Origin of the sequence: Pseudomonas sp. St386 (assembly GCF_018325865.1) — a bacterium.
Classification (GTDB): domain Bacteria; phylum Pseudomonadota; class Gammaproteobacteria; order Pseudomonadales; family Pseudomonadaceae; genus Aquipseudomonas; species Aquipseudomonas brassicacearum.
Genome location: NZ_AP021900.1, coordinates 3,318,287 through 3,341,900, shown reverse-complemented (window position 1 = coordinate 3,341,900; position 23,614 = coordinate 3,318,287). Strand labels below are relative to the sequence as shown.

Below are 23,614 nucleotides of genomic sequence, written 5' to 3'. Positions count from 1 at the left end.
CATGCGCATCGCGATCATCGGCAGCGGCATTTCCGGGCTGACATGTGCTTACCTGTTGGCCCGCAGGCACCAGATTACCCTGTTCGAGGCCGACGACAGGATAGGTGGCCACACCCACACCGTGGATGTCGATTGGCAGGGGCAGCGCTATGGCGTAGACACAGGCTTCATTGTGTACAACGACTGGACCTACCCGAATTTCATCCGTCTGCTGGACCAGTTGGGCGTCGCGTCTCGCCCTACTGAAATGAGCTTCTCCGTGCATGATCCGGCCACCGGCCAGGAGTATAAGGGCCACACCCTGCGCAGCCTGTTCGCCCGCCGTGGCAATCTGTTTTCACCCGGGTTCTGGGGCATGCTGTGGGACATACTCAGGTTCAATCGGCAGGCCACCGCCGACCTGCAGGCGCAGCGCATCGATAGCAGCGCCCGGCTCGGCGACTACCTGCACAGCCAAGGGTATAGCCAACGTTTCATCGATCACTACATCGTCCCCATGGGCGCAGCAATCTGGTCGATGTCGCCCGCCGGGATGCTGGAGTTCCCGCTCGAGTTCTTTGTGCGCTTTTGCCACAACCACGGCCTCATGTCGGTCAATCAGCGCCCTCAATGGCGCGTGATCGCGGGCGGCTCACGTGGCTACATAGAGCCTTTGTGTGCAGCCTTTCGCGAACATATCCGGCTCAATTGCCCAGTGCAGTGTGTCAGTCGCAACGTTGCCGGGGTAAGCGTGACCAGCAGCGCCGGCACCGAGCATTTCGATAAGGTGGTGTTCGCCTGCCACAGCGACCAGGCCCTCGCCCTGCTCGAGGCGCCAAGCATGGCAGAGCGTGAAGTACTCGGCGCGCTGACCTACGCCAGCAATGAAGTGCTGCTGCACACCGACACCCGCCTGCTTCCCCAACGCCCCCAGGCCTGGGCGAGCTGGAACTATCGCCTCGGTGGCCCTGCGCAGGCACCTGCCGCGGTGACCTACAACATGAACCTGCTCCAGGGCCTGGACGCCCCGGTGACCTTCTGCGTAAGCCTCAACCAGGGCGACGCGGTCGACCCGGTCAAGGTGCTTGCGCGCTTCGATTATGCGCACCCTCAGTACAGCCTCGCCGCCATTGCCGCCCAGGGCCGACAAGGTGATCTGCAAGGGCATCAGCACAGCTATTTCTGCGGCGCCTACTGGGCCAACGGCTTCCATGAGGATGGCGTGGTCAGTGCGCTCGACGTGGCGAAGCATTTCGGAGAACAGCTTTGAACAGCAGTGTGTGTCGCGGCTGGATTGATCATCGGCGCCATACGCCGCGAATCCATGCCTTCCGCTATCGGATCGGCATGCTTTACGTGGACCTCGCCGAACAGGAACACATGCTGGGGTTGTCGCGCCTGCTGCGGCCCTGGTCCTGGGCCCCCCTGTGCTGGCGCGAGCGCGACTACCTGCCATCGCACACCCGCCTTGGGGTTTCTCTGGTCGATGCCGTGCGCCAGATCCTCGATGAAGCCCTGGGTGCCGCTCCCCAAGGGGCGATTCACCTGCTGACTCAACCGCGCAGTTGGGGCCTGTCGTTCAACCCGGTTAGTTTCTATTTCTGCCATGAAGCCAACGGGCGCCTGGCGGCGATCCTATGTGAAGTGCGCAACACCCCATGGCGCGAGCGCTATCACTATGTATTGCCGGTGCCTGCTGGCGAACCCTGTGCCTTCAGGGTGGCCAAGGCGTTTCACGTATCGCCATTCCTGCCTCGGGATATGGACTATCACATGGGGTTCCTGGTCCAGGACACGCACATCCGCATACGCATGGAGAACTGGCGCGAAGGCCACAAGGTGTTCGAGGCCGACCTGGCGCTCAAGCGCCACCCCCTCGACGCCTCCTCGCTGCGCCGACATGTCCTGGCCTTCCCCTGGATGAGCCTGCGCACCGTAAGCGCCATTTACTGGCAGGCCCTGCGCCTGCTTTTCAAACGCACGCCCCTCTACGCCCATCAGGCCAGCGAAGACGGCCTGAGTCTGGGTCAAACCGCTCACAAGGATCCCAATCATGCCCGAACCGACCCTGAGCGCTACCAAGGCAGGTAGTTGCGACCTCTTTAACGGAGGCTTATTCAAGCAAGCCGTGCTGGGTCAGTTGCGCCGCCTGCGTCATGGCCACCTGCGGCTGCTACTCAATGGCGAGCCATTGAGCTTCGGTGACCTGGCCAGCCCCTTGATGGCCGAGGTCGAGATCCTCGACGACGCGGTCTGGGGCATGGTTGCCTGCAACGGCTCCATCGGCGCTGGCGAGGCTTATGTCCACGGCTATTGGCGCAGCGGCGACCTGACGGCTGTGACGCGCCTGTTCGTTGCCAACCTGGATGTGCTCGACGCCATGGACAGCGGCCTGGCGCGCGTCGGTCGCCCGTTGTTGCGCTGGCTGCACTGGCTCAACCGCAACAGTCGACGGGGCTCGCGGCGCAATATCATTGCCCATTACGACTTGGGCAATGCTCTGTTCGAGCGCCTGCTCGATCCCACCATGATGTATTCAGCCGCCCTGTTCGAAAGCCCGGAACAGAGCCTGGAAGAGGCCCAGCTCAACAAGCTCGCCCGTATCTGCCGAAAACTCGACCTGCGCCCCGGCGACCATTTGCTGGAAATCGGCACGGGCTGGGGCAGTCTCGCCATCTACGCAGCCAGCCATTATGGCTGCAAGGTGACCACCACCACACTGTCCCTGGAGCAATACACCCACACTTGTCGACGTGTCGAAGAATTGGGCTTGCAACAGCAGGTTCAAGTGTTGCGCAAGGACTACCGAGACTTGCAAGGGCGCTACGACAAGCTGGTGTCCATTGAAATGATCGAAGCCGTCGGGCATCGCTATCTGCCCGAGTACTTCCGGCGCTGCGCCGCGCTGCTCAAGGACGACGGGCTGATGCTGCTGCAATCGATCACGATCCGCGACCAGCGTTATGAGCAGGCCCGACGCTCGGTGGACTTTATCCAGCGCCATGTTTTTCCCGGTGGCGCGTTACCGTCACTGTCGATCCTGCTGAAGACTGCCAGCACCCAGACGCCGCTCAACCTCCTGCATCTCGAGGATTTCGGGGCGCACTACGCCCGCACACTACGGCACTGGCACGACAACTTTCGCCAATCGCACCAGGCATTGGCGCAGCTGGGCTACGACGAAACCTTCCAGCGCCTGTGGGAGTTCTACCTGTGTTACTGCGAAGGTGGATTCATCGAGCGTGCCATCGGCGTGGCCCAACTGCTCTTCGCCGGGCCCGGCGCCCGTCGACCCGCCCTGCTGGAGTACCAGGATACGTGATGAGCCGCAGCGGCCTGATCGTCAATGCCCTCTGGTTGCAACTGGGTTGGTGGGGCTGTGTGCTCGGGGCACAGGATCCGTGGTGGCTGTTGCCGGTGGTCATCGGATTGCTGGCCCACCTGTGGCTGTGTCCTGCTCCCCGGGCAGAGATGTTTGCGGTGATGCGTGTCGGGCTCAGTGGCATGCTGCTGGACTGGAGCCTGGGTACGCAGGGCTTGTTCATATTCAAGCAAACCCCGCTGCCGCTCTGGCTGGCACTGCTCTGGCTGGTGTTTGCCACAGGCCTGCGTCATAGCCTAGCCTGGGCCATGCGGCCGGTATGGCGTGGTGTATTGCTGGGCTTGGTCGGTGGCCCGCTGGCTTATTGCGTGGGGGCGCCACTGGCGGGCGTCGCCTTGCCACTGGGAGTCGTTGGCACCGCCCTGTTCCTGGCACCGCTCTGGGCGTTATGGCTTCCCCTGGCGCTGCGCCTGGCCGAGCCGAACTGAGCGGGCCCCGGAACGCCGTCGCTACCAGGGCTCGTCGAGGAAAAGCGGCATGCGCAAGGGCTCGATCGGCCCCTCGCGCTGGCCGCACATCTCATCATGGACAACCTGTTGCACCAGCGTGCAAGGCAGCCGCGGGACGAAACGCAGCAGCTCACGCAAATGAGTGGTGGAACGTATATGCAACGTCTTTCCCGACTCATCGAGCAACGTACGCAGGCCACCGTCCAGTCGGGCGCGCAACACGTAGATGCCACCCTCCAGCGACAACAACTCCAGTTCATGGATCCGCCCGTCGACAGCCAACTCGGTAAGCGCCTGCAAGTTCATGGCGAGCTCACGGCCTGACGACGGAAAAACAGGGTCACCTGCCCCAATTCGACACCCAGCTTGCTCATGCTGGAGCGATTGATCAGCGTGTCCTCATCCATCAGGTACATCCAGTCATCAAACTCCACCTCGTAGGTCGAGCCATCGACCGGCAGGTTCAACCGATAACGCCAGCGCAGCGCATTGCCGGCCACTTCTCCTCGCGCCAGGCCGATCACATCGTCAGCGCGACCACGCCACAGGCCGGGTCCCTCGGGAGTCAGCGTCCAGACCCGTCGCTGACGGCTGCCGTCGCTATAGAGAAAGCGCTCATCGAGGATCAGGTGCTCTCCCTCGTGACGGCTGGAAATGTCCACCTCAAAGCGCTTGATCACTTCGCCCGAGCGCTTTTGATAGATCCCCCAGGCCTTGACGGGTTGGCTGAAGAAGCGCTCCAGATCCAGTCGGGGTTGCTGGTCGGCATAACGTTCGACATTCACATTCCCGCAACTGGTCAGGCCCAGTATCAGCAGCAATGCCATCAGAAAATGTCTCACTGATTATCTCCCATCACGTGAGGTTTTGATTCCAAGTAATTGATTTCTAAGGATAGGCTCCTGAGTTCGAGGATCGAGCCAGATGGCAAAAAATGCCCGGGCGAATAGTGGGTCCGTGACCGCCAGAGACAGTTTTTCACCCACATAGAAACGACAGCCCTGCCCCGGCAGGTACAGACCGGTGATACGACTTCCAGGCTTCACATCAATAAAGGCACGGCGCATTTGAGCGGCCCATTCGTCCCGGCGCTTGGCGTCCAGGGGCGCACCGTTGAGGCGCTGCATTTCCTTCAGGCTCGTTTCGACCAAAGACTCTTTGTCGATGGCGCGTCGGTAATTGAGTTCCAGGGCAAACGCCGTTTCCAGGCTTGGCGCAGCGGCCGCACTCCAGAGCCTGGCCTGATAGAGGTCGAACCCATACCAGTCGAAATCGGCTTGCCCGACCAGGCGCGCGCCTGGCAATACGCCGCGCCAGTCCGACAAGGCTTGGGGGCAATAAAGCGTAAACATGCAAAGCGCTATGGCGACCAGGCTTTTCCTGAGCGCGAACGACCGGGCCATGAAGGCGTTACCCGTTTATCAAGGGAGCCTTTATAGTTGTACAGGAATATAGATTTGTACAGCTTTTCGAGAAGACATCGCTTAGTGGTCACGATGCTCATTTCGCAGAATGAATAAACCGGATCGAATGTTCCGCTATACGCTTTCCGATACATCAATCTGAAGCGACACCACCCGCCTCGGCGCCGGGCCTGGCGACGTGGCAGTCGCCGCTTCCACCAGGGCTTCGACTGCCTGTTCGGCCATGGTCACGACGGGATGAGAAAGTACCGCCTGGACCAGCCCCGTCTTCAACGCTTCGCGTGTCAACGGCGTCAGGTCGTGGCACACCACTACGGGTAAGCGAATCTGCTGTTCCTGGAGGCTGCGCAAGGCCCGCAACACGCCGGCGATGCCACCACCGGCCACATAAAGCCCTACCAGGTCAGGCTCTGCGGTGAGCAAGTCCAGCGTGTTGCCATACGCGAACTCATCGTCCTCCAGCGTCAAGCGCGACGCGAGCAGCTCCCATTCGCTGGAGTGCTCGGCCAGATAACTGCGAAAGCTCAGCTCACACAATTCCTGGCACTGGAAACGCTGGCTGCTGAGCATGACGGCCGCCGCCCCGGGCTGCCTCGCCAGACGGCTGATGAACCAGCCTGCCGTGCGGCCCGTGAGTCGATTGTCCAACCCGACATACCCCGTGCCGCTGGCGCTGGACAGCTCCGACAGCAGCGCCACCACCGAAACACCTGTCTCGCGCAATTGCGCAACCGCCTCCCGGACCCGGGGATGATCCACCGCCACCACGCCCAGCCCGTCCACTTGATCGCGCAGGGCCAGGATGCGTTGCGCCACGATGACCGGGTCGAGGTCGTCCAAATAGCCGATGACCACACGGATCCGTGCTCGCGTGCAGGTCGCGGCAGCGTTCGACAACGCGTGGGCAAGCCCTTGGTAAAAAGGCACACCACTTTTCTGCAACAGGAAGCCAAGCCGCAAGGTCGGGCGGTCGTTGAGCACCCGCTGTTCGATAACGCCCTTGGCATGGAACCCCAACCGCGCGGCCGCCGCGGCAATGCGTTGGGCCGTGTCGGCGCGCACGTCGGCGCGCAGGTTCAGCACCCGGTCGACGGTCGACAGGCTGACCCCGGCTTCCCGGGCGACATCAGCCATGGTGGGGCGAAGCATTCGGCGTGGCTTTTCTGACATGTTTTGACACCTCCGCCAGGCATCATGAGGGGTTTTGACAGATTAAGCCAACCCCCCATGGCCCCCTCCCCGGCAACGCAATAGCATCAGGTCCAGCCCATAACAATAAACACAGCCGGAGTGCTTCCATGGCCATTCACATCTGTACAGCGCCCTGCTGTTGGGGCGTCGACGACGTCAAGAATCCTTTTCTGCCACCCTGGCCTCGCGTGCTCAGAGAAGCGGCCGAGGCCGGTTACCGCGGCATTGAACTGGGGCCCTATGGTTACTTGCCCCTGGACGCCGAAGGCGTAGGCCCGGCCTTGTCCGAACATGGCCTGCACGTGGTTGCCGGGACGATTTTCGACGACTTGGTCAACCCCGCCAACCTGCCTGAACTGCTGCGCCAGGCCCACGACATCTGCACGCTGCTCAAGCAGTTGCCCCCCATGGAAAAACAGCTCGGCCAACGCTTCGCCGGGCCCTACCTGGTGATCATCGACTGGGGCCACGAGGCACGCGACTACGCAGCCGGTCACTCGGACCGCGCCCCGCGCCTGGACGATGCACGCTGGAACACAATGATGGCGCACATCCGCGCCATCGCCGACATCGCCTGGCATCAATACGGCATCCGCGCCGTCATCCATCCCCACGCCGGTGGCTACATCGAGTTCGCCGACGAGTTGGCGCGCCTGGTGGACGACATTCCCGATGAGGTCGCCGGGCTGTGCCTGGACACCGGGCATCTCTATTACGCGGGCATGGACCCGGTCGCGTCGCTGCGCACCTACGCCCATCGCCTGGACTACCTGCACTTCAAGGACATCGACCCGGTGGTGTTCGACCAGGTGCTGAACGAACACATTCGCTTCTTCGCCGCCTGCGCCCGGGGCGTGATGTGCCCCATAGGGCGCGGCGTCATCGATTACCCGGCGCTGCACAGCCTGGTGCATGAACTGGGTTATGTGGGCTGCATCACCGTCGAACAGGAGCGTGACCCGCGCAACGCCGGGAGTAGCCTCGACGACGTGGCCGCCAGCCGCGCCTACCTGGCCCGCATCGGTTTCTGATCACACAAGGACAACGTCATGATCAACGGCAGCAAAACAATCACGCGGCCCATCCGTTGGGCCATGGTCGGTGGCGGCGAGCACAGCCAGATCGGCTACATCCACCGCTCGGCCGCCCTGCGCGACCGGAATTTCGAGTTGGTCGCCGCGGCGCTGGATATCGACCCTGCACGCGGCCAAGCCTTTGGTGAGCAACTGGGTATCGAGCCCCAGCGCTGCTATTCGGACTACCTCAGCCTGTTCGAGCTGGAAGCACAACGTCCCGATGGGATTGAAGCGGTGTCGATCGCCACGCCCAATGGCACCCACTACGCCATCACCCGGGCCGCCCTGGAAGCCGGGCTGCATGTGGTCTGCGAGAAACCGCTGTGCTTTACCCTCGAGCAGGCCGAGGCGCTGCGCACCCTGGCGCAAGCCAAGGGACGCATCGTTGGCTTGACCTACGGCTATGCCGGGCACCAGTTGATCGAACAGGCCCGGGCGATGATCGCGGCGCAGGCACTGGGCGAGATCCGCATGGTGCACATGCAGTTTGCCCATGGTTTTCACAGCGCACCGGTGGAGGCGCAGAACCAGGCCACCCAGTGGCGCGTCGATCCGCGCCAGGCCGGGCCCAGCTACGTGCTGGGGGATGTCGGCACGCACCCGTTGTATTTGTCCAAGGTGATGCTGCCCGATCTCAAGATCAAACGCTTGATGTGCAGCCGACAAAGCTTCGTCGCCAGCCGCGCCCCGTTGGAAGACAACGCCTACACCTTGATGGAATACGAAGGCGGCGCCATGGGCATGGTCTGGTCCAGCGCCGTGAATGCCGGTTCCATGCACGGGCAGAAAATCCGCGTGATCGGCTCCCGGGCCAGCCTTGAATGGTGGGACGAGCGGCCCAACCAACTGAGCTTCGAGATCCAGGGCCAGCCCGCGCAGATCCTGGAGCGCGGCATGGGCTACCTGCACGCCGACGCGCTGCAGGACGACCGCATCGGTGGCGGCCACCCCGAAGGGCTGTTCGAAGCCTGGTCCAATCTCTATCGCCGCTTCGCCCTGGCCATGGATGCGGCGAACCGTGGCGACAGCGAGGCACTGGCGGCCCTGCGCTACCCCGACATCGATGCCGGCGTGGAAGGCGTGCGCTGGGTCGAACGCTGTGTGGAATCAGCCAACCTGGATTCAACCTGGGTCGCCTATTGACCCCTCGCCACGGTAATGAGCATTACTTAACGGAGAACAACAATGAAAATCGCCCTCGACCCCTACATGCACCGCCACTTGAGTCTGCCGGACTTGTGCCGCAAGACCGCCGAGCTCGGTTTCGAATACCTCGAACTGTCGCCACGGGAAGATTTCCTGCCCTGGTGGGTACGCCCCCGCGCCCACAAGGAACGCATCGCCGAATTCAAGAAAGCCCTGCGCGACCACGATCTGCAACTGGCCTCGCTACTGCCGATGTATCGCTGGGCCAGCCCCCACGAAGACGAACGCCGGGCGGCGGTGAACTATTGGAAGGAAGCCATCCAGATCGCCGTGGAAATGGGTTGCACCACCATGAACTCGGAGTTTGGCCGTGGGCCGTCGCCTGATCGCGGGCATAAAGTCAGTTGCTGCGGTGGCGTGCACAGCCACGAGTCAAGCGAAGCGGCCTGGTGGCGTTCGATGGAAGAACTGGTGCCGATCCTGGAAGCGGAAGGCGTCACGCTGAACGTCGAGCCTCACCCGGAGGACTGGTGCGAGACCCTGCACCCGGCCCTCGACATGCTCAAGACCCTCGGCTCGGACAACGTCAAGTTCCTCTATTGCACGCCGCACACCTTCTATTTCGGCGATGACATGAAAGCCATGATCGCCGAGGCCGGGTCGATGATCGCCCATGTCCACATCGCCGACACCTACAACCACAAAGCCTCGTCCGGCCTGCGCTACATCGTCAACCCGCCCGGCGCCAAGGTCACCGTCCACCAGCACATGGACATGCACCAGGGCGAGATCGACTGGGACCTGTTCTTCAGTGAACTGGCCAAGACCGGCTTCGACGGCATCGTCACCGCTTGCGTGTTCGGCTGGGAAGAACGGGCGGATGAGTCCGGGCGCTTCATGCGCAAGGAAATCCAGTCCTACGTCGACAAATACCTCAAGTAAGCGTGTTCATTATTCCAACAACCGGACCAGCTGCGGCTCGATCGCACTAGCGCTCACCTCGACCAACGCCAGCGTCACCGGCAGCGTGAACCGCCGCCGGCCGGCGCTGCCAGGGTTCAGGTACAGCCGGTCGCCACGCCATTCGATGCCCGGTTTGTGGGAATGGCCGCTGATCACCCACTTCACGCCCGGGTCCAGCGAGTCCTGTACATCGGCGATGTCGTGAACCAGCAACACCTGCCATCCACACAGGTCGAATTGCAGGCGGTCAGCAAGCGGCCCAGCCCAATCGGCCCCCAGGTCATTATTGCCGCGCACCACGTGCAATGGCGCAATCGACGCCAATTGATCCAGAATCTCGGGGCCACCTATGTCACCGGCATGGATGATCCGCTCACACCCTTGCAATGCTGTCAGCGCTTGCGGGCGGAGCAGACCGTGGGTGTCGGAAATGACGCCAACTTTCATGAAATCTTTCTCCCCAATCGTGTATCGCCGGTTGTACCTGCTTCGTCGTAGCGAGCTAACGTGCTGAAATCGAATAAGATAGGCTGCGCATCAATAATGCGCAGACCCGTCGTAAAAGGAAATGTTGATGCTCGGACGCAAACGGCCAGAGCCAAAGATTGAAAACACTGATGAGGACTTTTCTCCCCAGAGCGCACGGGCTGGAGCGGCATTGCGCCTGACCGTGAGTTTCATGCTGGTGGTCATCATCGCGTTTCTGGCCGTCGAAGGCTGGCGCACCTGGCGGGATTATCGCGCGGCCTTTTCGTCCGCCCAGGATTCGGTGACGAACCTGGCACGGGCGACGGCCCAGCACGCCGAAGACACCATCCGACAAGTGGATGTGGTCACCGCCGCCCTCAGTGAACGGGTGGAAGGCGATGGCCTGCAGAACATGGACGTTGCGCGCATCCATAAGCTATTGGTGCAACAGGCCGCCATCATGCCGCAACTGCATGGGCTGTTTATCTATGGCCCGGACGGCCAATGGCTGGTAACGGACAAGGAAGTCATTCCGGAAACGGCGAACAACGCCGACCGCGACTACTTCCAATATCACCGTACCCACGAGGACCGGGGCGTGCGCATCGGCGAAGTGATCAAGAGCCGGTCCACCAACGACCTGATCATTCCGGTGTCCCGTCGCTTGAACAATCCCGACGGCTCGTTCGCCGGCGTGCTGCTCGGAACGGTCAAGGTCAGCTATTTCGTCGACTACTACGGCGACTTCAAGATCGACGACAAGGGCGCGCTGGTCCTGGCCACACGCAGCGGGACCATCCTGGTACGGCGTCCCTTCGTCGAATCGGTGATCGGCAAGAGCCTGGTCAACAGCGTGATCTTCAAGAACTACCTGCCCACGTCGAACCAGGGCACCGCGGAGGCCAGGGCCGTGGTCGACGATACCGAGCGGCTGTATGGCTTTCGAGCCCTGACCACCTACCCGTTGGTGGTGGAAGCCGGGTTGTCGCGCGAGTCCATCATCGCTCCGTGGCGGCGCGACCTGTTCAAGACCAGCTTCGTGCTGATTTTCCTGATCATGATCCTCGTCGGCTTCGGGCTCATCGTGCTGAGCCAGCTGCGCCACCGGATGACCATGGAAAAGCAGATCCGCAGCGCCCACCAGACCATGCGCGACATGGCGCTGACCGACAGCCTGACCGGGCTGGGCAACCGCAGGCGGCTGGACATCGCGTTGGCCGACGAGATTCGCCTGGCCAAGCGCCAGGGTTCTTCCCTGGCGTTGATCATGCTCGACGTCGACTACTTCAAGCGTTTCAACGACAGATACGGCCATGCTGCCGGCGACGACTGCCTGCGCGCGATTGCCACCGCGGTCAGGCAGACCATCAAAAGGCCGGGCGACCTGGCGGTCCGGTATGGCGGTGAAGAGTTCACCGTGTTACTGCCCAACACCGACAGCACGGGTGCCGCCAAGGTCGCGCAGCAAATCCTCGAAGCTGTCAGGGCCATGAACATTGAACATGGCGATCATCCCTTGGGCATCGTGACCATCAGCGCGGGCATCACCACCAGCCAGCCGAGCGGCGAGGACGTAACCCCGGCCATGCTGATCAAGGCGGCGGACGCCTTCCTGTACCTGGCCAAGAACACCGGGCGCAACCGTTGGTGCAGCGCCGACTCGACGCCTGGGTGAACTCCGCGGGACCGCCGCGCATCGGTCAAGATCGAGCAAACCCAAGTCCACAGGTGCCTGCAAGGCGCCTGGCGGCTACAATGCTCGCTTCGACCGTGACCAGCCTGACTAAAAACAAATGTCCTTGCCCAAACATCATCTGGAATTGCTCAGCCCCGCCCGCGACGTGACCATCGCCCGCGAGGCCATCCTGCATGGCGCCGACGCCGTGTACATCGGTGGCCCGAGTTTCGGCGCGCGTCACAACGCTTGCAACGAAGTGGGCGATATTGCCCGGCTGGTGGAGTTCGCCCATCGCTACCACGCCCGTGTGTTCACGACCATCAACACCATCTTGCATGACAACGAGCTGGAACCGGCCCGCCAACTGATCCACCAGTTGTACGATGCCGGCGTCGATGCGCTGATCGTCCAGGACCTTGGGGTAATGGAGCTGGATATTCCACCCATCGAGCTGCATGCCAGCACCCAGACCGACATCCGCACCCTGGCCCGGGCAAAGTTCCTCGACCAGGCCGGTTTCTCGCAACTGGTATTGGCCCGTGAGCTGAACCTGCAGGAAATCCGCGCCATTGCCGATGAGACCGACGCGGCCATCGAGTTCTTCATCCACGGCGCGCTGTGCGTGGCGTTTTCCGGCCAGTGCAACATCTCCCATGCCCAGAACGGCCGCAGCGCCAACCGTGGCGACTGCTCCCAGGCCTGTCGCCTGCCCTACACCCTCAAGGACGACCAGGGCCGGGTGGTCGCCTACGAAAAACACCTGCTGTCGATGAAAGACAACAACCAGAGCGCCAACATCCGCGCCCTGGTCGAAGCCGGCGTGCGCTCATTCAAGATCGAAGGCCGCTACAAGGACATGGGTTATGTGAAGAACATCACCGCCTATTACCGCCAGCGCCTGGACGATGTCCTCGAAGACCGTCCGGACCTGGCCCGCGCGTCCAGCGGCCGCACCGCGCACTTCTTCGTCCCCGACCCGGACAAGACCTTCCACCGTGGCAGCACCGACTATTTCGTCAGCGAACGCAAGATCGACATTGGTGCCTTCGATTCGCCGACCTTTACCGGCGTGCCGGTGGGCGTGGTGGAAAAAGTCGGCAAGCGCGACCTGCAAGTGGTGACCTTCGATCCGCTGTCCAACGGCGACGGCCTCAATGTGCTGGTCAAGCGCGAAGTCGTCGGTTTCCGCGCCAACATCGCCGAGCCCAAGGGTGAGTTCGAAGAGGACGGCCAGAAGCGTTACCGCTACCGCGTCGAACCCAACGAGATGCCGGCCGGCATGTACCAGTTGCGCCCCAACCACCCGTTGAGCCGCAACCTGGACCACAACTGGCAGCAGGCGTTGCTCAAGACATCCTCCGAACGCCGTGTCGGCCTGGCCTGGGGTGCGTGCCTGCGTGAAGAACGCCTGGAACTGACCGCCACCAGCGAAGAAGGCATCAGCGCCAGCGTCGCCCTGGATGGGCCGTTCGGCGTGGCCAACAAGCCGGAACAGGCCCTGGAGCAATTGCACGACCTGCTCGGCCAATTGGGCACCACCGAATACCACGCCACCGCGATCGAGCTGGATGCGCCCCAGGCGTTCTTCATCCCCAACTCGCAGCTCAAGGCGTTGCGCCGCGAAGCCATCGAAGCCCTGACCGCCGCCCGCATCAAAGCCCATCCACGCGGTGGCCGCAAGGCCGAGACCAACCCGCCGCCGGTGTACCCGGAGTCGCACCTGTCGTTCCTGGCCAACGTCTACAACCAGAAGGCCCGGGACTTCTATCATCGTCACGGCGTCAAGCTGATCGACGCGGCGTTCGAGGCCCACGAGGAAACGGGTGAAGTGCCGGTGATGATCACCAAGCACTGCCTGCGCTTCTCGTTCAACCTCTGCCCCAAGCAGGCCAAGGGCGTCACTGGCGTACGCACCAAGGTGGCACCGATGCAACTGATACACGGTGATGAAGTGCTGACGCTGAAGTTCGACTGCAAACCCTGCGAAATGCATGTGGTCGGCAAGATCAAGGGACACATCCTGGACCTGCCATTGCCCGGCAGCACGGCGCAGCCCGTGGTCGGTCACATCAGCCCTGAAGACCTGCTCAAGACGATCCCCCGCGCCCCGCATTAAACCAATACCCAGCCATGCCCATGTGGGAGCAAACTTGCTCCCACAGGGTTTTTCGGGTGTTTGATGGCCCTGCGCCATTTTTCATTTCTGCGCCGTTTTTGCTTCGCGGTGCGACAGATTCTCCTGCAGGACTCCCCCACCACTTCCTCGCGGTGTTAGGTTGCAACGGTTTGTGTCATCAAATCAGACACTTCCCTCCTACCGCCTGCCAAGGAATGCCCAGCAATGGACTTCTCGCTCAAACACCTGGCCGTGACCACCCTGCTGTTGTCCAGCCTCGCTTCGATCACCACACCAGCATTCGCCAACATCAGCGCCCAACAGGGCGCAGCCATCGTCAAAACCTTCTCCAACACCTCAGTTACCGATTTCAGGCAGTTCCTGGCCGACGTGGCCAAGAGCGACCTGGGCAAAGCCGCCAACCTCGGCCCGGCCATCAGCGCGTTCCAAGGCAACACAACCCTTTCGGCTGAACAGCAGAATGAAATCCATCGCCTGCTGGGCCTCTATGCCCGAGTGAAATACGGCCAAGCGGCCACCGAGACACTGAAGGAACTGGTCGCCATCCCGACTTTTCGCAAGGACGGCGTTGTCCAGCACGAGAACCCGGAGTTTCTCAAGATCGCCGACAAGATCAAAAGCCTGGCCGAGGCGTTCAACCTCAACTTCCGCAACATCGACAACCGTGTCTATGAGATTTCCCTCGAAGGCAGCGGCGACGAAGTCGTGGGCATTCACGCCCATGCCGACGTGGTGCCGGTAACGCCGGATAACTGGGTGTTGAAAGATGGCACTCGCCTCGACCCGTTCAAGGTCACCCAGGTGGGCGACCGCATGTATGGCCGCGGTACCGAGGACGACAAGAACGGCATCGTGGTCGCGCTCTATGCCATGAAAATCATCAAGGAAGAGAAACTGCCGCTGGCGCGCAACTTCAAGCTGCTGGTCGACACCACCGAGGAAACCACTGGCGACGCCATCCCCTATTATTTCGAACGCAACCCGACGCCCAATTACAACCTGGCGCTGGATGGCGGCTACCCCGTAGTGATTGCCGAGAAAGGCTATGGCACCGTCATGGCGAACTTCACCCGGCGCGCGGCACAGGGCAAGGGGGCAGAAATTACCGCGCTGACGGGCGGCCTGGCGACCAATCAGATTCCGTCGACGTCCGTTGCCACCTTCGCCAGCGACAAGCCCGCCGAACTGGCTGCCAGCCTGCTCAAAGCCGCTACCGACTATGCCAAGCGCAACGGTGGCAACTTCGAAGTGAGCACCCAGGTCGTCGGCAAGGACGTCCAACTTACCTTCACCGGCGTTTCCGCCCACTCCTCCGAACCCGAGTCAGGCGTCAACCCGGTGGCAAGGATGCTGGGGCTCATCAATGGCCTGGATGGCAAGGTCACGCTCAAACACAACCACATCACCGACGCCGCCCGCTATGCCGCTGACAACTGGGGGCTCGACTACCTGGGTAAAAAACTGGGAATCGGTTTTTCCGATGCCTTCATGGGCCCGCTGACCGCGTCCCTGACCTACGTTGGCATGGATGAGAAGACCCTCAAGCTGGCGGTCAACCTGCGGGTGCCGGTGGGCAAGACCACGGAAGCCCTCAAGACTGAAATCGCCGGCAAACTGGCCGCCTGGAGCAAGAAATCCCACATTGCGGTGGCCTTCGACTATTCCATTGACGAGCCGATGTACCGCAACCCTGAGGGTGAATGGGTCAAGGCGCTGCTGGCCGTGGCAAGTGAAAACCTCGGTATGGAACACAAATACGGCACCTCTGCCGGCGCCACTTCGGTTCATGACTTGCCCAATGGCGTGCAATTCGGCCTGGCCATGCCCGACGTCAAGTACACCGGTCACAACGACAACGAGTTCAAGACAGTCGAGCAATTCCTGCTGGACCTGCAGATCGTGACCGAGATGATGGGGCGGATCGGGCAGTTGCCGAAGTTGTAAAACACCGTGCCCTGAGAATGCTGCCGCTAGGGCGTAGGAACTGTGTAGGAGCTGTCGAGTGCAACGAGGCTGCGATCTTTCCCCTGACACTTGAATCTCAAGCGAAAGATCAAAGGATCAAAAGATCGCAGGCTTCGCCAGCTCCTACGGCCCAGCGGGAGCAATCCCTGGCCACAGGTTTATTCATTCCTTCGGGTGAGTGGCGCTTGGATCGATGACCTTGGCGGTAATGTCGACCAGCTCCAGCCCCCAATCCCCGTGCAGGTACCAATCCTCCCCGATCATCTCGGCCGGGTGCATCGTTCGATCGGCGCCGTTGCCGCAGGCCAGCGCACTGGTCGGACAGTAACGATCACAACCCCAGCAAATGCGCTCGGGATGTTTGGGACTGATGGGAAAGGGCTTTGCCATGACGACCCCGTATAACTGATGGGTGTACCCGCACCCTACCGCGTCGGGGCGCAGTGCCCCTTGATCCCGATCAAGAACAACCGCGCAGGAACCAGTCGGCATTCGTCGTTGGAAAATTCGCGCTAAAAATTGACAAGAATCATTATTATTCGCAGCAAAGCTTCCTAGACTCGGCGCCATCGTTTAGCCAACCAGGAAGTCATCATGCGCACACTTGCAACTCTGCCTCTGGCCTTGCTGTTTCTCGCACCGCTGGCCCAGGCCAAGGAATACCCCATCGGCGAACCGCAACTGTGCCCAGGACTGGAGGTCGGTGCGGTGTATTTGCAGCCGATTGAAATGGCCCCGGCCGGGATGATGCGGGCCACGGCCGATTCCGACGTGCACCTGGAAGCCGACATCCGCGCCACGGCGGACAATAAGCAGGGCTTCCAGGAAGGCAGTTTCGTGCCCTACCTCAATGTGTCATTCCAACTGAAGAAACAAGGCAACGACACCGAACTCAAGGGTGATTTCCACGCCATGGTCGCCAACGACGGGCCGCACTATGGCGACAACGTCAAGCTGCTCGGCCCTGGCAAATATCAACTGACATTCACTGTCCTGCCGCCTGGCGGCCATGGCTCCCTCGGTCGTCATACCGACAAGGAAACCGGCGTGGCGCCATGGTTCGAACGCTGCGAACTGCATTATGAATTCGTCTACGCCGGGATCGGTAAAAAAGGCGGGTACTGAGCATGAGCCGCTCATCCTGCCCACGGCACGTCACGACTCATCGACGCCTGGCCTGGTTGACGCTGGCCGGTGTGCTGCTGCCCTCGATCGCCCAAGCCGAACTGCCGACCTATGAGCTGAGCATACGCGACGGGCATTTCACGCCGTCGCAACTGGAAGTGCCGGCCGGGCAACGCTTCAAGATCGTGCTGAAGAACATCGGCCAGGGCCCGGCGGAGTTCGAAAGCACGCCTTTGCGCGTCGAGAAAGTGCTCTCGCCCGGCGTCACGACCTTCGTGGTCATCCACCCGCTGCGCCCCGGGCACTATCCGTTTTTCGACGAATTCAATCCGCAACTGCCCGAGGGCGGGATTCTCGCCGAGTAATCGGTCAGCAGGAGGCGTTTGCATGACTCAATCGATGTTTATTGTCTGGCGCGAAAGCGTCGAGGCGTTGTTAGTGATCGGGATTCTCCAGGCCTGGGTCAGCCGACAACACCAGGCCAGCCAGCTGTTGCGCTATGTATGGACCGGCGTCGCGCTGGGCCTGTTGCTTTCGGGCGTGCTGGCCGGCCTGATCCTGCTGGCCGGCGAGGCCATGAGCGGGACGGCCAATGAATGGTTCCAGGCGTCGCTGGCTCTGGTCGCCAGCCTGCTGATCGTGCAGATGGTCGGCTGGATGCACCGAAACGCGAGGACGCTCAAGCATGACCTGACGCGCCACGCCGACCAGCGCCTGAGCCGTCAGGGCGGCCTGGGGCTGTTGGTGCTGGCGCTGCTGGCGGTCAGCCGCGAAGGCAGTGAAACCGTGGTGTTCCTGTATGGCGCCGGTGCGCGCCTGCAAGGGCCGCAACTGGGCTTGTTCGCCGTCGGTGCGCTGGCCGGGCTGGTGCTGTCGCTGCTGACCGTCTCCTTGCTGCACAGCAGTCGCCGGTTCATCTCATGGCCGCGTTTCTTTGCCATCAGCGAAGCGATCCTGCTGCTGTTGGGGGCAGCGTTGCTGGTCAGCGGTATCGAGCGGGTCGGCGGGCAACTGCTCGCGATGGATTGGCCTGAGGCGGTGTATCGCGGCATTGGCGACGCGCTGTGGGACAGTAGCGCGATACTCGACGACGGCCATGGCTTCGGCGGGTTCCTGGCGGACTTCACCGGGTATCGGGCCAGCCCGAGTGCGATGACGCTGCTGGTGTGGCTGGGCTATTGGGGCGTCGTCGCGGGCTGGCTGCGGCCGCGCAAGGCGGAAAACCTGCCATGCCCGACCTGAACCCCTGGCTCCAACGCCTGGGCGACGGCATGCGGCGCCACGGTGCAACCATTCGTACCGTGCAATGGGCGGTGGTGCTGTTCTACGCGGTGCTGCTGGTGGTGCCGACCCTGCTGCCATTGCCCAACAGCCAGGCACACCTGTTCGACAATCTCACACTGCTGGCACAGTTTCTGTTCTGGGGCCTGTGGTGGCCGTTCGTGTTGCTGTCGATCGTGTTGTTCGGGCGGCTCTGGTGTGGCGTGCTGTGCCCGGAAGGCGCCCTGAGTGAATGGGCCAGCCAGTACGGCAAGGGCTTCGGGGTGCCGCGCGGATTGCGCTGGGCTGGCTGGCCCACCTTGGCGTTCTGCCTGACCACACTCTACGGTCAATTGATCAGCGTCTACGACTACGCCCAGGCTGCATTGCTGATCCTGGGCGGCTCGACCGTCGCCGCGGTGATCGTCGGCCTGTTGTTCGCCCGGGGCAAGCGGGTGTGGTGCCGTTACCTGTGCCCGGTCAGCGGCGTCTTTTCCCTGCTTGCTCGCTTGGCGCCGGTGCACTTTCAGGTGGACGAACAACGCTGGCTGGAAAACCCCGCACCGCGTCGCCCTCCTCCCAACTGCGCGCCCTTGCTGGACATCCGCCGCATGCGTGGCGCCGCCGATTGCCACGCCTGTGGTCGCTGCAGCGGCCAGCGCGATGCGGTGCGCCTGATTGCCCGCTCCAGCAGCGAAGAAATCCTGCACTCGACGGCTAACACCCTCTCGCCATGGGATGTTCGCTTGCTGTTGTTCGGTGTCATCGGCCTGGCCACGGGCGCCTTCCAGTGGACTGTCAGCCCATGGTTCATCGACCTCAAGCAAAGCCTGGCCCAATGGCTGGTCAGTCATGATTGGCTCTGGGCACTCCAGGACAACGCGCCGTGGTGGCTGTTGACGCACTATCCGCAACTCAATGACAGTTTCAGTTGGCTCGACGGTTTTTGCATCGTCGCGTACCTGGGCATGAGTGCACTGCTGATAGGCACTTCACTGATGCTGCTGATGCGCCTGGCGGCACGCCTCTCGGGTGACAACACACAATATCCGCCCTTAGCCATCACCCTGACGCCCCTCGGCGGTGCTGGGTTGTTCCTCGGCTTGTCGGCCACCACGGTCAAACTGCTGCGCTATGAAGGACTGCTGCTGGAATGGGTACAACCGGCACGGGCCGGGTTGCTGGTAGCGGCGATAGCCTGGAGTTTATGGCTGGGCTGGAAACGCCTGCAGCAGACGCAGACTCCAGCGATCCAACGATCGCCAGCCATGGCATGCCTGGTCATGGCCAGCAGCCTGGTGGGTTATGGCTGGTGGCTGCAGTTCTGGGGATGGTGATGTGCTCACAACACCCTGTAAGTGCGAGCTTGCTCGCGATGAGGCCGGCACATTCAACATCACCAAAGAATGACATACCGCCATCGCGAGCAAGCTCGCTCCCACAGGGGAAACGCGGTCCCACCAAGAACTAGGTCGGCTATAAGGCCGCCTCGCGGTGGATGTTGATCTCGGCGCCCCGTTAACCACGCTGGCTGAACGAAGGTATTGCGCAGTGGGCAACCCGGCATGGATGCCGGGTTAGCCGCGCTGGGCCATGGATGGCCCTTCGCGGCGGCCCTCGGAGCAATGCCTTCGTTCAGGCATGCCGAGCCTAGGCGAGGCACCGAGTGGTGGGGCAAAAGCGCTTTGGTTACTTTCGCGCTTTTCGAAAGTGACCCGCCGTAAGGGCGGAACCATAAGCCGCCGTTACCTAAATAACGGATATACCCCCCAAAAGCCGTCAGCCCCGAACCCACCCCCCCTGCCGACTCAACTCAGGCTTTTTTAAAAACACCCTCTGCGGCAACAGCAACCAAGCCAACGCCGGCAGCAAGATCAAGGCCCCCAGCATGTTCACCAAAAACATGAAGGCCAGCAAAATCCCCATATCAGCCTGAAACTTGATCGGCGAGAACGCCCAGGTCGACACCGCCACAGCCAATGTCATGCCCGTCAACAACACCACTTTGCCGGTGAACAGCAGCGCCTGGTAATACGCCTGGGCCAAGGTGTCACCGGCCCGCATCCGCGCCAGGATCACGCTCAACACATAGAGCGCATAATCGACCCCGATGCCCACGCCCAGTGCGATTACCGGCAGTGTCGCGACTTTCACCCCCATGCCCAGCCCCACCATCAGCGCCTCGCACAGGATCGAGGTGAGCATCAGCGGCAGCATCGCGCACAGGGTTGCGCGCCAGCTGCGGAAGGTCACCAGACACAGCAGACTGACTGCGCCATAGACCCAGAACAGCATCTCGCGCATGGACTTCTTCACCACGATATTGGTCGCCGCTTCGATCCCCGCACTGCCGGCCGCGAGCATGAACTTGACCTCTGGCATCTGATGCCCGGCGATAAACTGCTCACTGGCCTCCACCACCCGGTTCAAGGTATCAGCCTTGTGATCGGCCAGGTAGACGTACAGCGACAGCATCGAGCAGCCCTGATTGAACAGCTCTCGCGGGGCGCGGGTTTGCACGGCACCCAGTGCGCCGTCATTGGGGATCAGTTCATACCATTTGAAGTTGCCTTCGTTATACCCGGCCGTGGCGATCTTGCTCAGCGCTGCCATCGAGGTGGTCGATTCCACGCCGGGCAATTGCTCCAGTTGCCAGGCCAGCGCGTCTACCGCAGACAGGCTGGCGTAACGGGTGCATTGATCCTCGGGGGTCTTGATCATGACCACGAAAATATCCGAGCTGGCCGCATAGTTCTGGGTCATGAACAACGCATCGCGGTTGTAGCGCGAGTCGGCACGCAACTCTGGAGCGCCGGGGTCCAGATCGCCGATTTTCAGGTGCAGGCTCACGGCAAAACCAAACGCGGCCAACAGCAAGCCAGCCAACATGGCGCCCGTGGCCCAGCGCCGTTGGGTGAACAAATCGAGCACACGCCACAGGGGATGCTTGATCTGCGCCTGTTGCTCTGTGGTTTCCGCACTCAGGCTGCGTTGCGCCGCCGCCGGGCTGACGCCGATATAGCTGAGCAGGATCGGCAGCAGGATCAGGTTGGTGAAAATCAGCACTGCCACCCCGAGGCTGGCGGTGATCGCCAGGTCCTGGATCACCCGAATGTTGATCAGCAGCAGCACCGCGAAGCCCACCGCATCACAGAGCAAAGCGGTGATGCCGGCGGCGAACAGTCGACGGAAGGTATAGCGCGCGGCAACCACCCGGTGAGTACCGCGGCCGATGTCCTGCATGATGCCGTTCATCTTCTGCGCGCCATGGCTCATGCCAATGGCGAACACCAGGAACGGCACCAAGGCCGAGTAAGGGTCCAGCTCATAGCCGAGCAGCGCTAGCAGCCCCAGTTGCCAAAGCACCGCCGCCAGTGAACAGATCACCACCACCAAGGTGCTTCGCGCGCAACGGGTGTAGCCAAACAGCACCAAGACCGTCACCAGTACCGCCACCACGAAGAACAGCAATACCTGGGTCATGCCCTCGATCAGGTCGCCGACGATCTTGGTAAAGCCGGTGATATGAATCCGCAGGTCATCGGTCTGGTACTTGTCTCGCAGCGCCTCCAGTTGCCGGGAGAACTCGCCATAGTCCAGCGCCTTGCCCGTCTGCGGATTGATTTCCAGCAACGGCACGAAGATCACGCTGGATTTGAAGTTGCCGGCGACCAATTGCCCGACTTCCCCGGAGCGGGCCACGTTGGTCCGCACCTGCTCGAGGCTGGTGGCCGAGCCATCGTAATCGTCGGGGATCACCGTGCCGCCGTCGAGCCCGTCTTCGGTCACGGCAGTCCAGCGCGTGGTCGGGGTCCATAACGATTTCATGTAGGGGCGGTCGACGCCCGGCAGCAGATAGAGCTCGTCGTTGAGCCTGGCCAGGGTGTCGAGGTAGTCCTTGGTGAAAATGCTCCCCTGCTTGACCTCCACGGCGATGCGCAGCGAGTTGCCCAGGCCGCTCAGTTCCTTGCGATTCTCCAGGAAATTGGCGACGTAGGGATGCCCCGTGGGGATGGTCTTTTCGTAGCTGGCATTGATGCCGATGTGCGTGGCTTGCCAACCGAGCACCAACGTCACCAACAGACACAGCAGGACCACCAGCGGTCGATGGTTGAAGATCGCCCGCTCAGCGAAGTTGCCCGACGCCCGGTCAAAGTCTTCCTGGCGGCCGATCACGGTTTGGGTTCTGTCGTCTTTCAAGTTTGACTCCTGTTGCACGAGCCGTGGCCCGATAGCGCTACACCGTGAAGTTTCAAGGTTGACCTGCGGCCCGCGGATCCTGGTCAGCGGCCACGCCGGTCAAGCCGACGCTGGCCAGGCTGCCGTCGACCGCCTGTTGCACGGCAGCGAGCGTCCCGCCGCTGCGGCTCTGACGCTTGTCAAAGCTTCGCCCCTGGTCATGACTGAATAGAAGTTCACCACTCTGGCTGGCCAACAACAGGCCGCCGTCGCGCAGTTGGAGAGCGCTCGCCAGTGTCGATTCGATACCGGTGTCAAGGCGGCGCCAACTGTTGCCACGATCCCCGGACCACCAGGCGTTTCCGCGCAAGCCATAGACCACCAAGGCCCCGTCGCGGGTGCCGAGCAGACCGAAGAAGCTGCCCTCATACGGTGACTTCAAGGCCTGGAATGACTGCCCAGCATCGGTGGAACGCAACAGCAAACCGCGCTCCCCCACCAACCACAGATCGTTGCCCAAGGCGCGGATGCCATACAGGTTCAAGCCCTGCGGATTGTCCACATGCCGCATCCACGGCTGCCAGCTTCGCCCGCCATCGTCGGTACGGTAGATCTGGTTGTAGGCGCCCACGACGTAGCCGTGCAGGCGGTCACTGAAGTACAGGTCGAGAAACGGTTTATCCGGTCCGTCATCGAGCATTCGCCGTGCCTGCGCCAAGTGGCTGGCACCGTCGGGTTGATTGACATCGCGCTCAGCGAACTGTACCGCCAAGGCGATGGCACGCTGACCGTCGAGTTGCTTTTGCCAGGTTTCTCCGCCGTCCTGGGTGTGCAGCACCACGCCCAGATGACCGACCGCCCAGCCCTGCTCGGCATCGACGAATTGCACCGCCGTCAGGCTGACACTGACCGGCACCTTGGCCTGGCGCCAATTGACTCCAGCGTCATCGCAGAGCAGCACGATCCCGCGCTCACCGACCGCCACCAGACGCTCGCCGGCCCGGGCCAGCCCGAGCAACACCGAGCGCTGGGCCTTGGCGGTCGGCAATGCCGGCTGTTGCAGCACGGCCAATGTCGTGGCCTGTGCAACCAAGGGCACGCTCACCAACAGGCTCCCCACCAAGGCGCAAACGCCCCATAGCGGACCGCGACTCGCAAAAAATTTTTCAACGTTCATATCGTTATTCCCCCT

22 protein-coding genes are annotated in these 23,614 nt (G+C 62.0%); 14 read left to right on the top strand and 8 right to left on the bottom strand.

The genetic code is table 11. The features are described from left to right. Nucleotide 1: 1 nt before the first annotated feature. The 4 genes from KI235_RS14630 to KI235_RS14615 are packed head-to-tail and all read left to right on the top strand — an operon-like array spanning nt 2 to nt 3,789. On the top strand, nt 2-1,249 hold the full coding sequence (locus KI235_RS14630; RefSeq protein WP_003201536.1) for an FAD-dependent oxidoreductase: 1,248 nt from the start codon (nt 2-4) through the stop codon (nt 1,247-1,249). Then, nucleotides 1,246-2,070 carry a DUF1365 domain-containing protein gene (locus KI235_RS14625; RefSeq protein WP_027911763.1) on the top strand — a complete coding sequence of 275 codons (825 nt, stop codon included), beginning with the start codon at nt 1,246-1,248 and terminating at the stop codon, nt 2,068-2,070. Before KI235_RS14630 ends, KI235_RS14625 begins: the two co-directional genes overlap by 4 nt. After that, complete coding sequence (locus KI235_RS14620) at nt 2,033-3,301, top strand: cyclopropane-fatty-acyl-phospholipid synthase family protein (protein ID WP_043042257.1); 1,269 nt, start codon at nt 2,033-2,035, stop codon at nt 3,299-3,301. The genes KI235_RS14625 and KI235_RS14620 overlap by 38 nt, the downstream gene beginning before the upstream one ends. Then, on the top strand, nt 3,301-3,789 hold the full coding sequence (locus KI235_RS14615; RefSeq protein ID WP_003201530.1) for a DUF2878 domain-containing protein: 489 nt from the start codon (nt 3,301-3,303) through the stop codon (nt 3,787-3,789). Before KI235_RS14620 ends, KI235_RS14615 begins: the two co-directional genes overlap by 1 nt. Nucleotides 3,790-3,810: 21 nt before the next feature. On the opposite strand, the gene KI235_RS14610 is transcribed toward KI235_RS14615, so the two are convergent. The 4 genes from KI235_RS14610 to KI235_RS14595 form a co-directional block, all read right to left on the bottom strand. Beyond that, nucleotides 3,811-4,116 (bottom strand): DUF6482 family protein, encoded by a 306-nt coding sequence (locus KI235_RS14610; RefSeq protein WP_003201529.1) that lies wholly within the window; start codon nt 4,114-4,116, stop codon nt 3,811-3,813. Continuing rightward, the gene (locus KI235_RS14605; protein ID WP_003201527.1) at nt 4,113-4,652 is read right to left on the bottom strand and encodes a DUF3833 domain-containing protein; all 540 of its coding nucleotides are present in this window, start codon (nt 4,650-4,652) and stop codon (nt 4,113-4,115) included. The genes KI235_RS14610 and KI235_RS14605 overlap by 4 nt, the downstream gene beginning before the upstream one ends. A 3-nt stretch (nt 4,653-4,655) precedes the next feature. After that, nucleotides 4,656-5,162: a chalcone isomerase family protein gene (locus tag KI235_RS14600; protein ID WP_212795869.1), complete on the bottom strand. Its 507-nt coding sequence runs from the start codon at nt 5,160-5,162 to the stop codon at nt 4,656-4,658. A 186-nt stretch (nt 5,163-5,348) separates the two neighbouring features. Then, nucleotides 5,349-6,404, bottom strand: a complete 1,056-nt coding sequence (locus tag KI235_RS14595) for a LacI family DNA-binding transcriptional regulator (RefSeq protein WP_027911721.1) — start codon at nt 6,402-6,404, stop codon at nt 5,349-5,351. Nucleotides 6,405-6,532: 128 nt separating this feature from the next. On the opposite strand from KI235_RS14595, the gene KI235_RS14590 reads away from it, so the two are divergent. Genes KI235_RS14590 through KI235_RS14580 form a run of 3 tightly spaced genes read left to right on the top strand, consistent with a single transcriptional unit; the run spans nt 6,533 to nt 9,589 of the window. Then, complete coding sequence (locus tag KI235_RS14590) at nt 6,533-7,456, top strand: TIM barrel protein (RefSeq protein WP_003201521.1); 924 nt, start codon at nt 6,533-6,535, stop codon at nt 7,454-7,456. Nucleotides 7,457-7,474: 18 nt separating this feature from the next. Next, nucleotides 7,475-8,644, top strand: coding sequence for a Gfo/Idh/MocA family oxidoreductase (locus KI235_RS14585; protein ID WP_003201520.1), 1,170 nt, complete (start codon nt 7,475-7,477; stop codon nt 8,642-8,644). 42 nt (nt 8,645-8,686) lie between these two features. Then, nucleotides 8,687-9,589, top strand: a complete 903-nt coding sequence (locus KI235_RS14580) for a sugar phosphate isomerase/epimerase (RefSeq protein WP_212795838.1) — start codon at nt 8,687-8,689, stop codon at nt 9,587-9,589. Nucleotides 9,590-9,598: 9 nt separating this feature from the next. Here KI235_RS14580 and KI235_RS14575 read toward each other — a convergent pair whose 3' ends face one another. Further along, entirely contained in the window at nt 9,599-10,057 is a 459-nt protein-coding gene (locus tag KI235_RS14575; protein WP_003201516.1) for a metallophosphoesterase family protein, read from the bottom strand. 127 nt (nt 10,058-10,184) lie between these two features. On the opposite strand from KI235_RS14575, the gene KI235_RS14570 reads away from it, so the two are divergent. From KI235_RS14570 to KI235_RS14560, 3 genes are all read left to right on the top strand, one after another. Next, on the top strand, nt 10,185-11,753 hold the full coding sequence (locus KI235_RS14570) for a sensor domain-containing diguanylate cyclase (RefSeq protein WP_013693271.1): 1,569 nt from the start codon (nt 10,185-10,187) through the stop codon (nt 11,751-11,753). Nucleotides 11,754-11,871: 118 nt separating this feature from the next. Then, a complete protein-coding gene (locus tag KI235_RS14565; protein ID WP_028237014.1) occupies nt 11,872-13,872 on the top strand; it encodes a U32 family peptidase in 2,001 nt (666 codons plus the stop codon). A gap of 225 nt (nt 13,873-14,097) precedes the next feature. Continuing rightward, nucleotides 14,098-15,837 carry a dipeptidase gene (locus KI235_RS14560; protein ID WP_212795837.1) on the top strand — a complete coding sequence of 580 codons (1,740 nt, stop codon included), beginning with the start codon at nt 14,098-14,100 and terminating at the stop codon, nt 15,835-15,837. A gap of 183 nt (nt 15,838-16,020) precedes the next feature. Here KI235_RS14560 and KI235_RS14555 read toward each other — a convergent pair whose 3' ends face one another. Beyond that, nucleotides 16,021-16,248 carry a DUF3079 domain-containing protein gene (locus KI235_RS14555; RefSeq protein ID WP_027911723.1) on the bottom strand — a complete coding sequence of 76 codons (228 nt, stop codon included), beginning with the start codon at nt 16,246-16,248 and terminating at the stop codon, nt 16,021-16,023. Between the two features lie 204 nt (nt 16,249-16,452). Here KI235_RS14555 and KI235_RS14550 point away from each other — a divergent pair, with 204 nt between their 5' ends. The 4 genes from KI235_RS14550 to KI235_RS14535 are packed head-to-tail and all read left to right on the top strand — an operon-like array spanning nt 16,453 to nt 19,580. Continuing rightward, nucleotides 16,453-16,983 (top strand): iron transporter, encoded by a 531-nt coding sequence (locus KI235_RS14550; protein ID WP_003201507.1) that lies wholly within the window; start codon nt 16,453-16,455, stop codon nt 16,981-16,983. Between the two features lie 2 nt (nt 16,984-16,985). After that, nucleotides 16,986-17,348: a cupredoxin domain-containing protein gene (locus tag KI235_RS14545; protein WP_043042253.1), complete on the top strand. Its 363-nt coding sequence runs from the start codon at nt 16,986-16,988 to the stop codon at nt 17,346-17,348. 22 nt (nt 17,349-17,370) lie between these two features. Then, complete coding sequence (locus tag KI235_RS14540) at nt 17,371-18,225, top strand: FTR1 family protein (RefSeq protein ID WP_013693266.1); 855 nt, start codon at nt 17,371-17,373, stop codon at nt 18,223-18,225. Continuing rightward, the gene (locus tag KI235_RS14535) at nt 18,213-19,580 is read left to right on the top strand and encodes a 4Fe-4S binding protein (protein ID WP_013693265.1); all 1,368 of its coding nucleotides are present in this window, start codon (nt 18,213-18,215) and stop codon (nt 19,578-19,580) included. Before KI235_RS14540 ends, KI235_RS14535 begins: the two co-directional genes overlap by 13 nt. A gap of 442 nt (nt 19,581-20,022) precedes the next feature. Here KI235_RS14535 and KI235_RS14530 read toward each other — a convergent pair whose 3' ends face one another. Beyond that, entirely contained in the window at nt 20,023-22,443 is a 2,421-nt protein-coding gene (locus tag KI235_RS14530) for an MMPL family transporter (protein WP_003201497.1), read from the bottom strand. Nucleotides 22,444-22,495: 52 nt separating this feature from the next. Beyond that, nucleotides 22,496-23,599, bottom strand: a complete 1,104-nt coding sequence (locus KI235_RS14525; RefSeq protein WP_003201495.1) for a YCF48-related protein — start codon at nt 23,597-23,599, stop codon at nt 22,496-22,498. Nucleotides 23,600-23,614: the final 15 nt, after the last annotated feature.

Coding starts and splice junctions, on each gene's coding strand:
- KI235_RS14630 (WP_003201536.1), top strand. CDS start 2: ATGCGCATCGCGATCATCGGCAGCGGCATTTCCGGGCTGACATGTGCT.
- KI235_RS14620 (WP_043042257.1), top strand. CDS start 2,033: ATGCCCGAACCGACCCTGAGCGCTACCAAGGCAGGTAGTTGCGACCTC.
- KI235_RS14615 (WP_003201530.1), top strand. CDS start 3,301: ATGAGCCGCAGCGGCCTGATCGTCAATGCCCTCTGGTTGCAACTGGGT.
- KI235_RS14610 (WP_003201529.1), bottom strand. CDS start 4,116: ATGAACTTGCAGGCGCTTACCGAGTTGGCTGTCGACGGGCGGATCCAT.
- KI235_RS14600 (WP_212795869.1), bottom strand. CDS start 5,162: ATGTTTACGCTTTATTGCCCCCAAGCCTTGTCGGACTGGCGCGGCGTA.
- KI235_RS14595 (WP_027911721.1), bottom strand. CDS start 6,404: ATGTCAGAAAAGCCACGCCGAATGCTTCGCCCCACCATGGCTGATGTC.
- KI235_RS14590 (WP_003201521.1), top strand. CDS start 6,533: ATGGCCATTCACATCTGTACAGCGCCCTGCTGTTGGGGCGTCGACGAC.
- KI235_RS14585 (WP_003201520.1), top strand. CDS start 7,475: ATGATCAACGGCAGCAAAACAATCACGCGGCCCATCCGTTGGGCCATG.
- KI235_RS14580 (WP_212795838.1), top strand. CDS start 8,687: ATGAAAATCGCCCTCGACCCCTACATGCACCGCCACTTGAGTCTGCCG.
- KI235_RS14575 (WP_003201516.1), bottom strand. CDS start 10,057: ATGAAAGTTGGCGTCATTTCCGACACCCACGGTCTGCTCCGCCCGCAA.
- KI235_RS14570 (WP_013693271.1), top strand. CDS start 10,185: ATGCTCGGACGCAAACGGCCAGAGCCAAAGATTGAAAACACTGATGAG.
- KI235_RS14565 (WP_028237014.1), top strand. CDS start 11,872: ATGTCCTTGCCCAAACATCATCTGGAATTGCTCAGCCCCGCCCGCGAC.
- KI235_RS14560 (WP_212795837.1), top strand. CDS start 14,098: ATGGACTTCTCGCTCAAACACCTGGCCGTGACCACCCTGCTGTTGTCC.
- KI235_RS14555 (WP_027911723.1), bottom strand. CDS start 16,248: ATGGCAAAGCCCTTTCCCATCAGTCCCAAACATCCCGAGCGCATTTGC.
- KI235_RS14550 (WP_003201507.1), top strand. CDS start 16,453: ATGCGCACACTTGCAACTCTGCCTCTGGCCTTGCTGTTTCTCGCACCG.
- KI235_RS14545 (WP_043042253.1), top strand. CDS start 16,986: ATGAGCCGCTCATCCTGCCCACGGCACGTCACGACTCATCGACGCCTG.
- KI235_RS14540 (WP_013693266.1), top strand. CDS start 17,371: ATGACTCAATCGATGTTTATTGTCTGGCGCGAAAGCGTCGAGGCGTTG.
- KI235_RS14535 (WP_013693265.1), top strand. CDS start 18,213: ATGCCCGACCTGAACCCCTGGCTCCAACGCCTGGGCGACGGCATGCGG.
- KI235_RS14525 (WP_003201495.1), bottom strand. CDS start 23,599: ATGAACGTTGAAAAATTTTTTGCGAGTCGCGGTCCGCTATGGGGCGTT.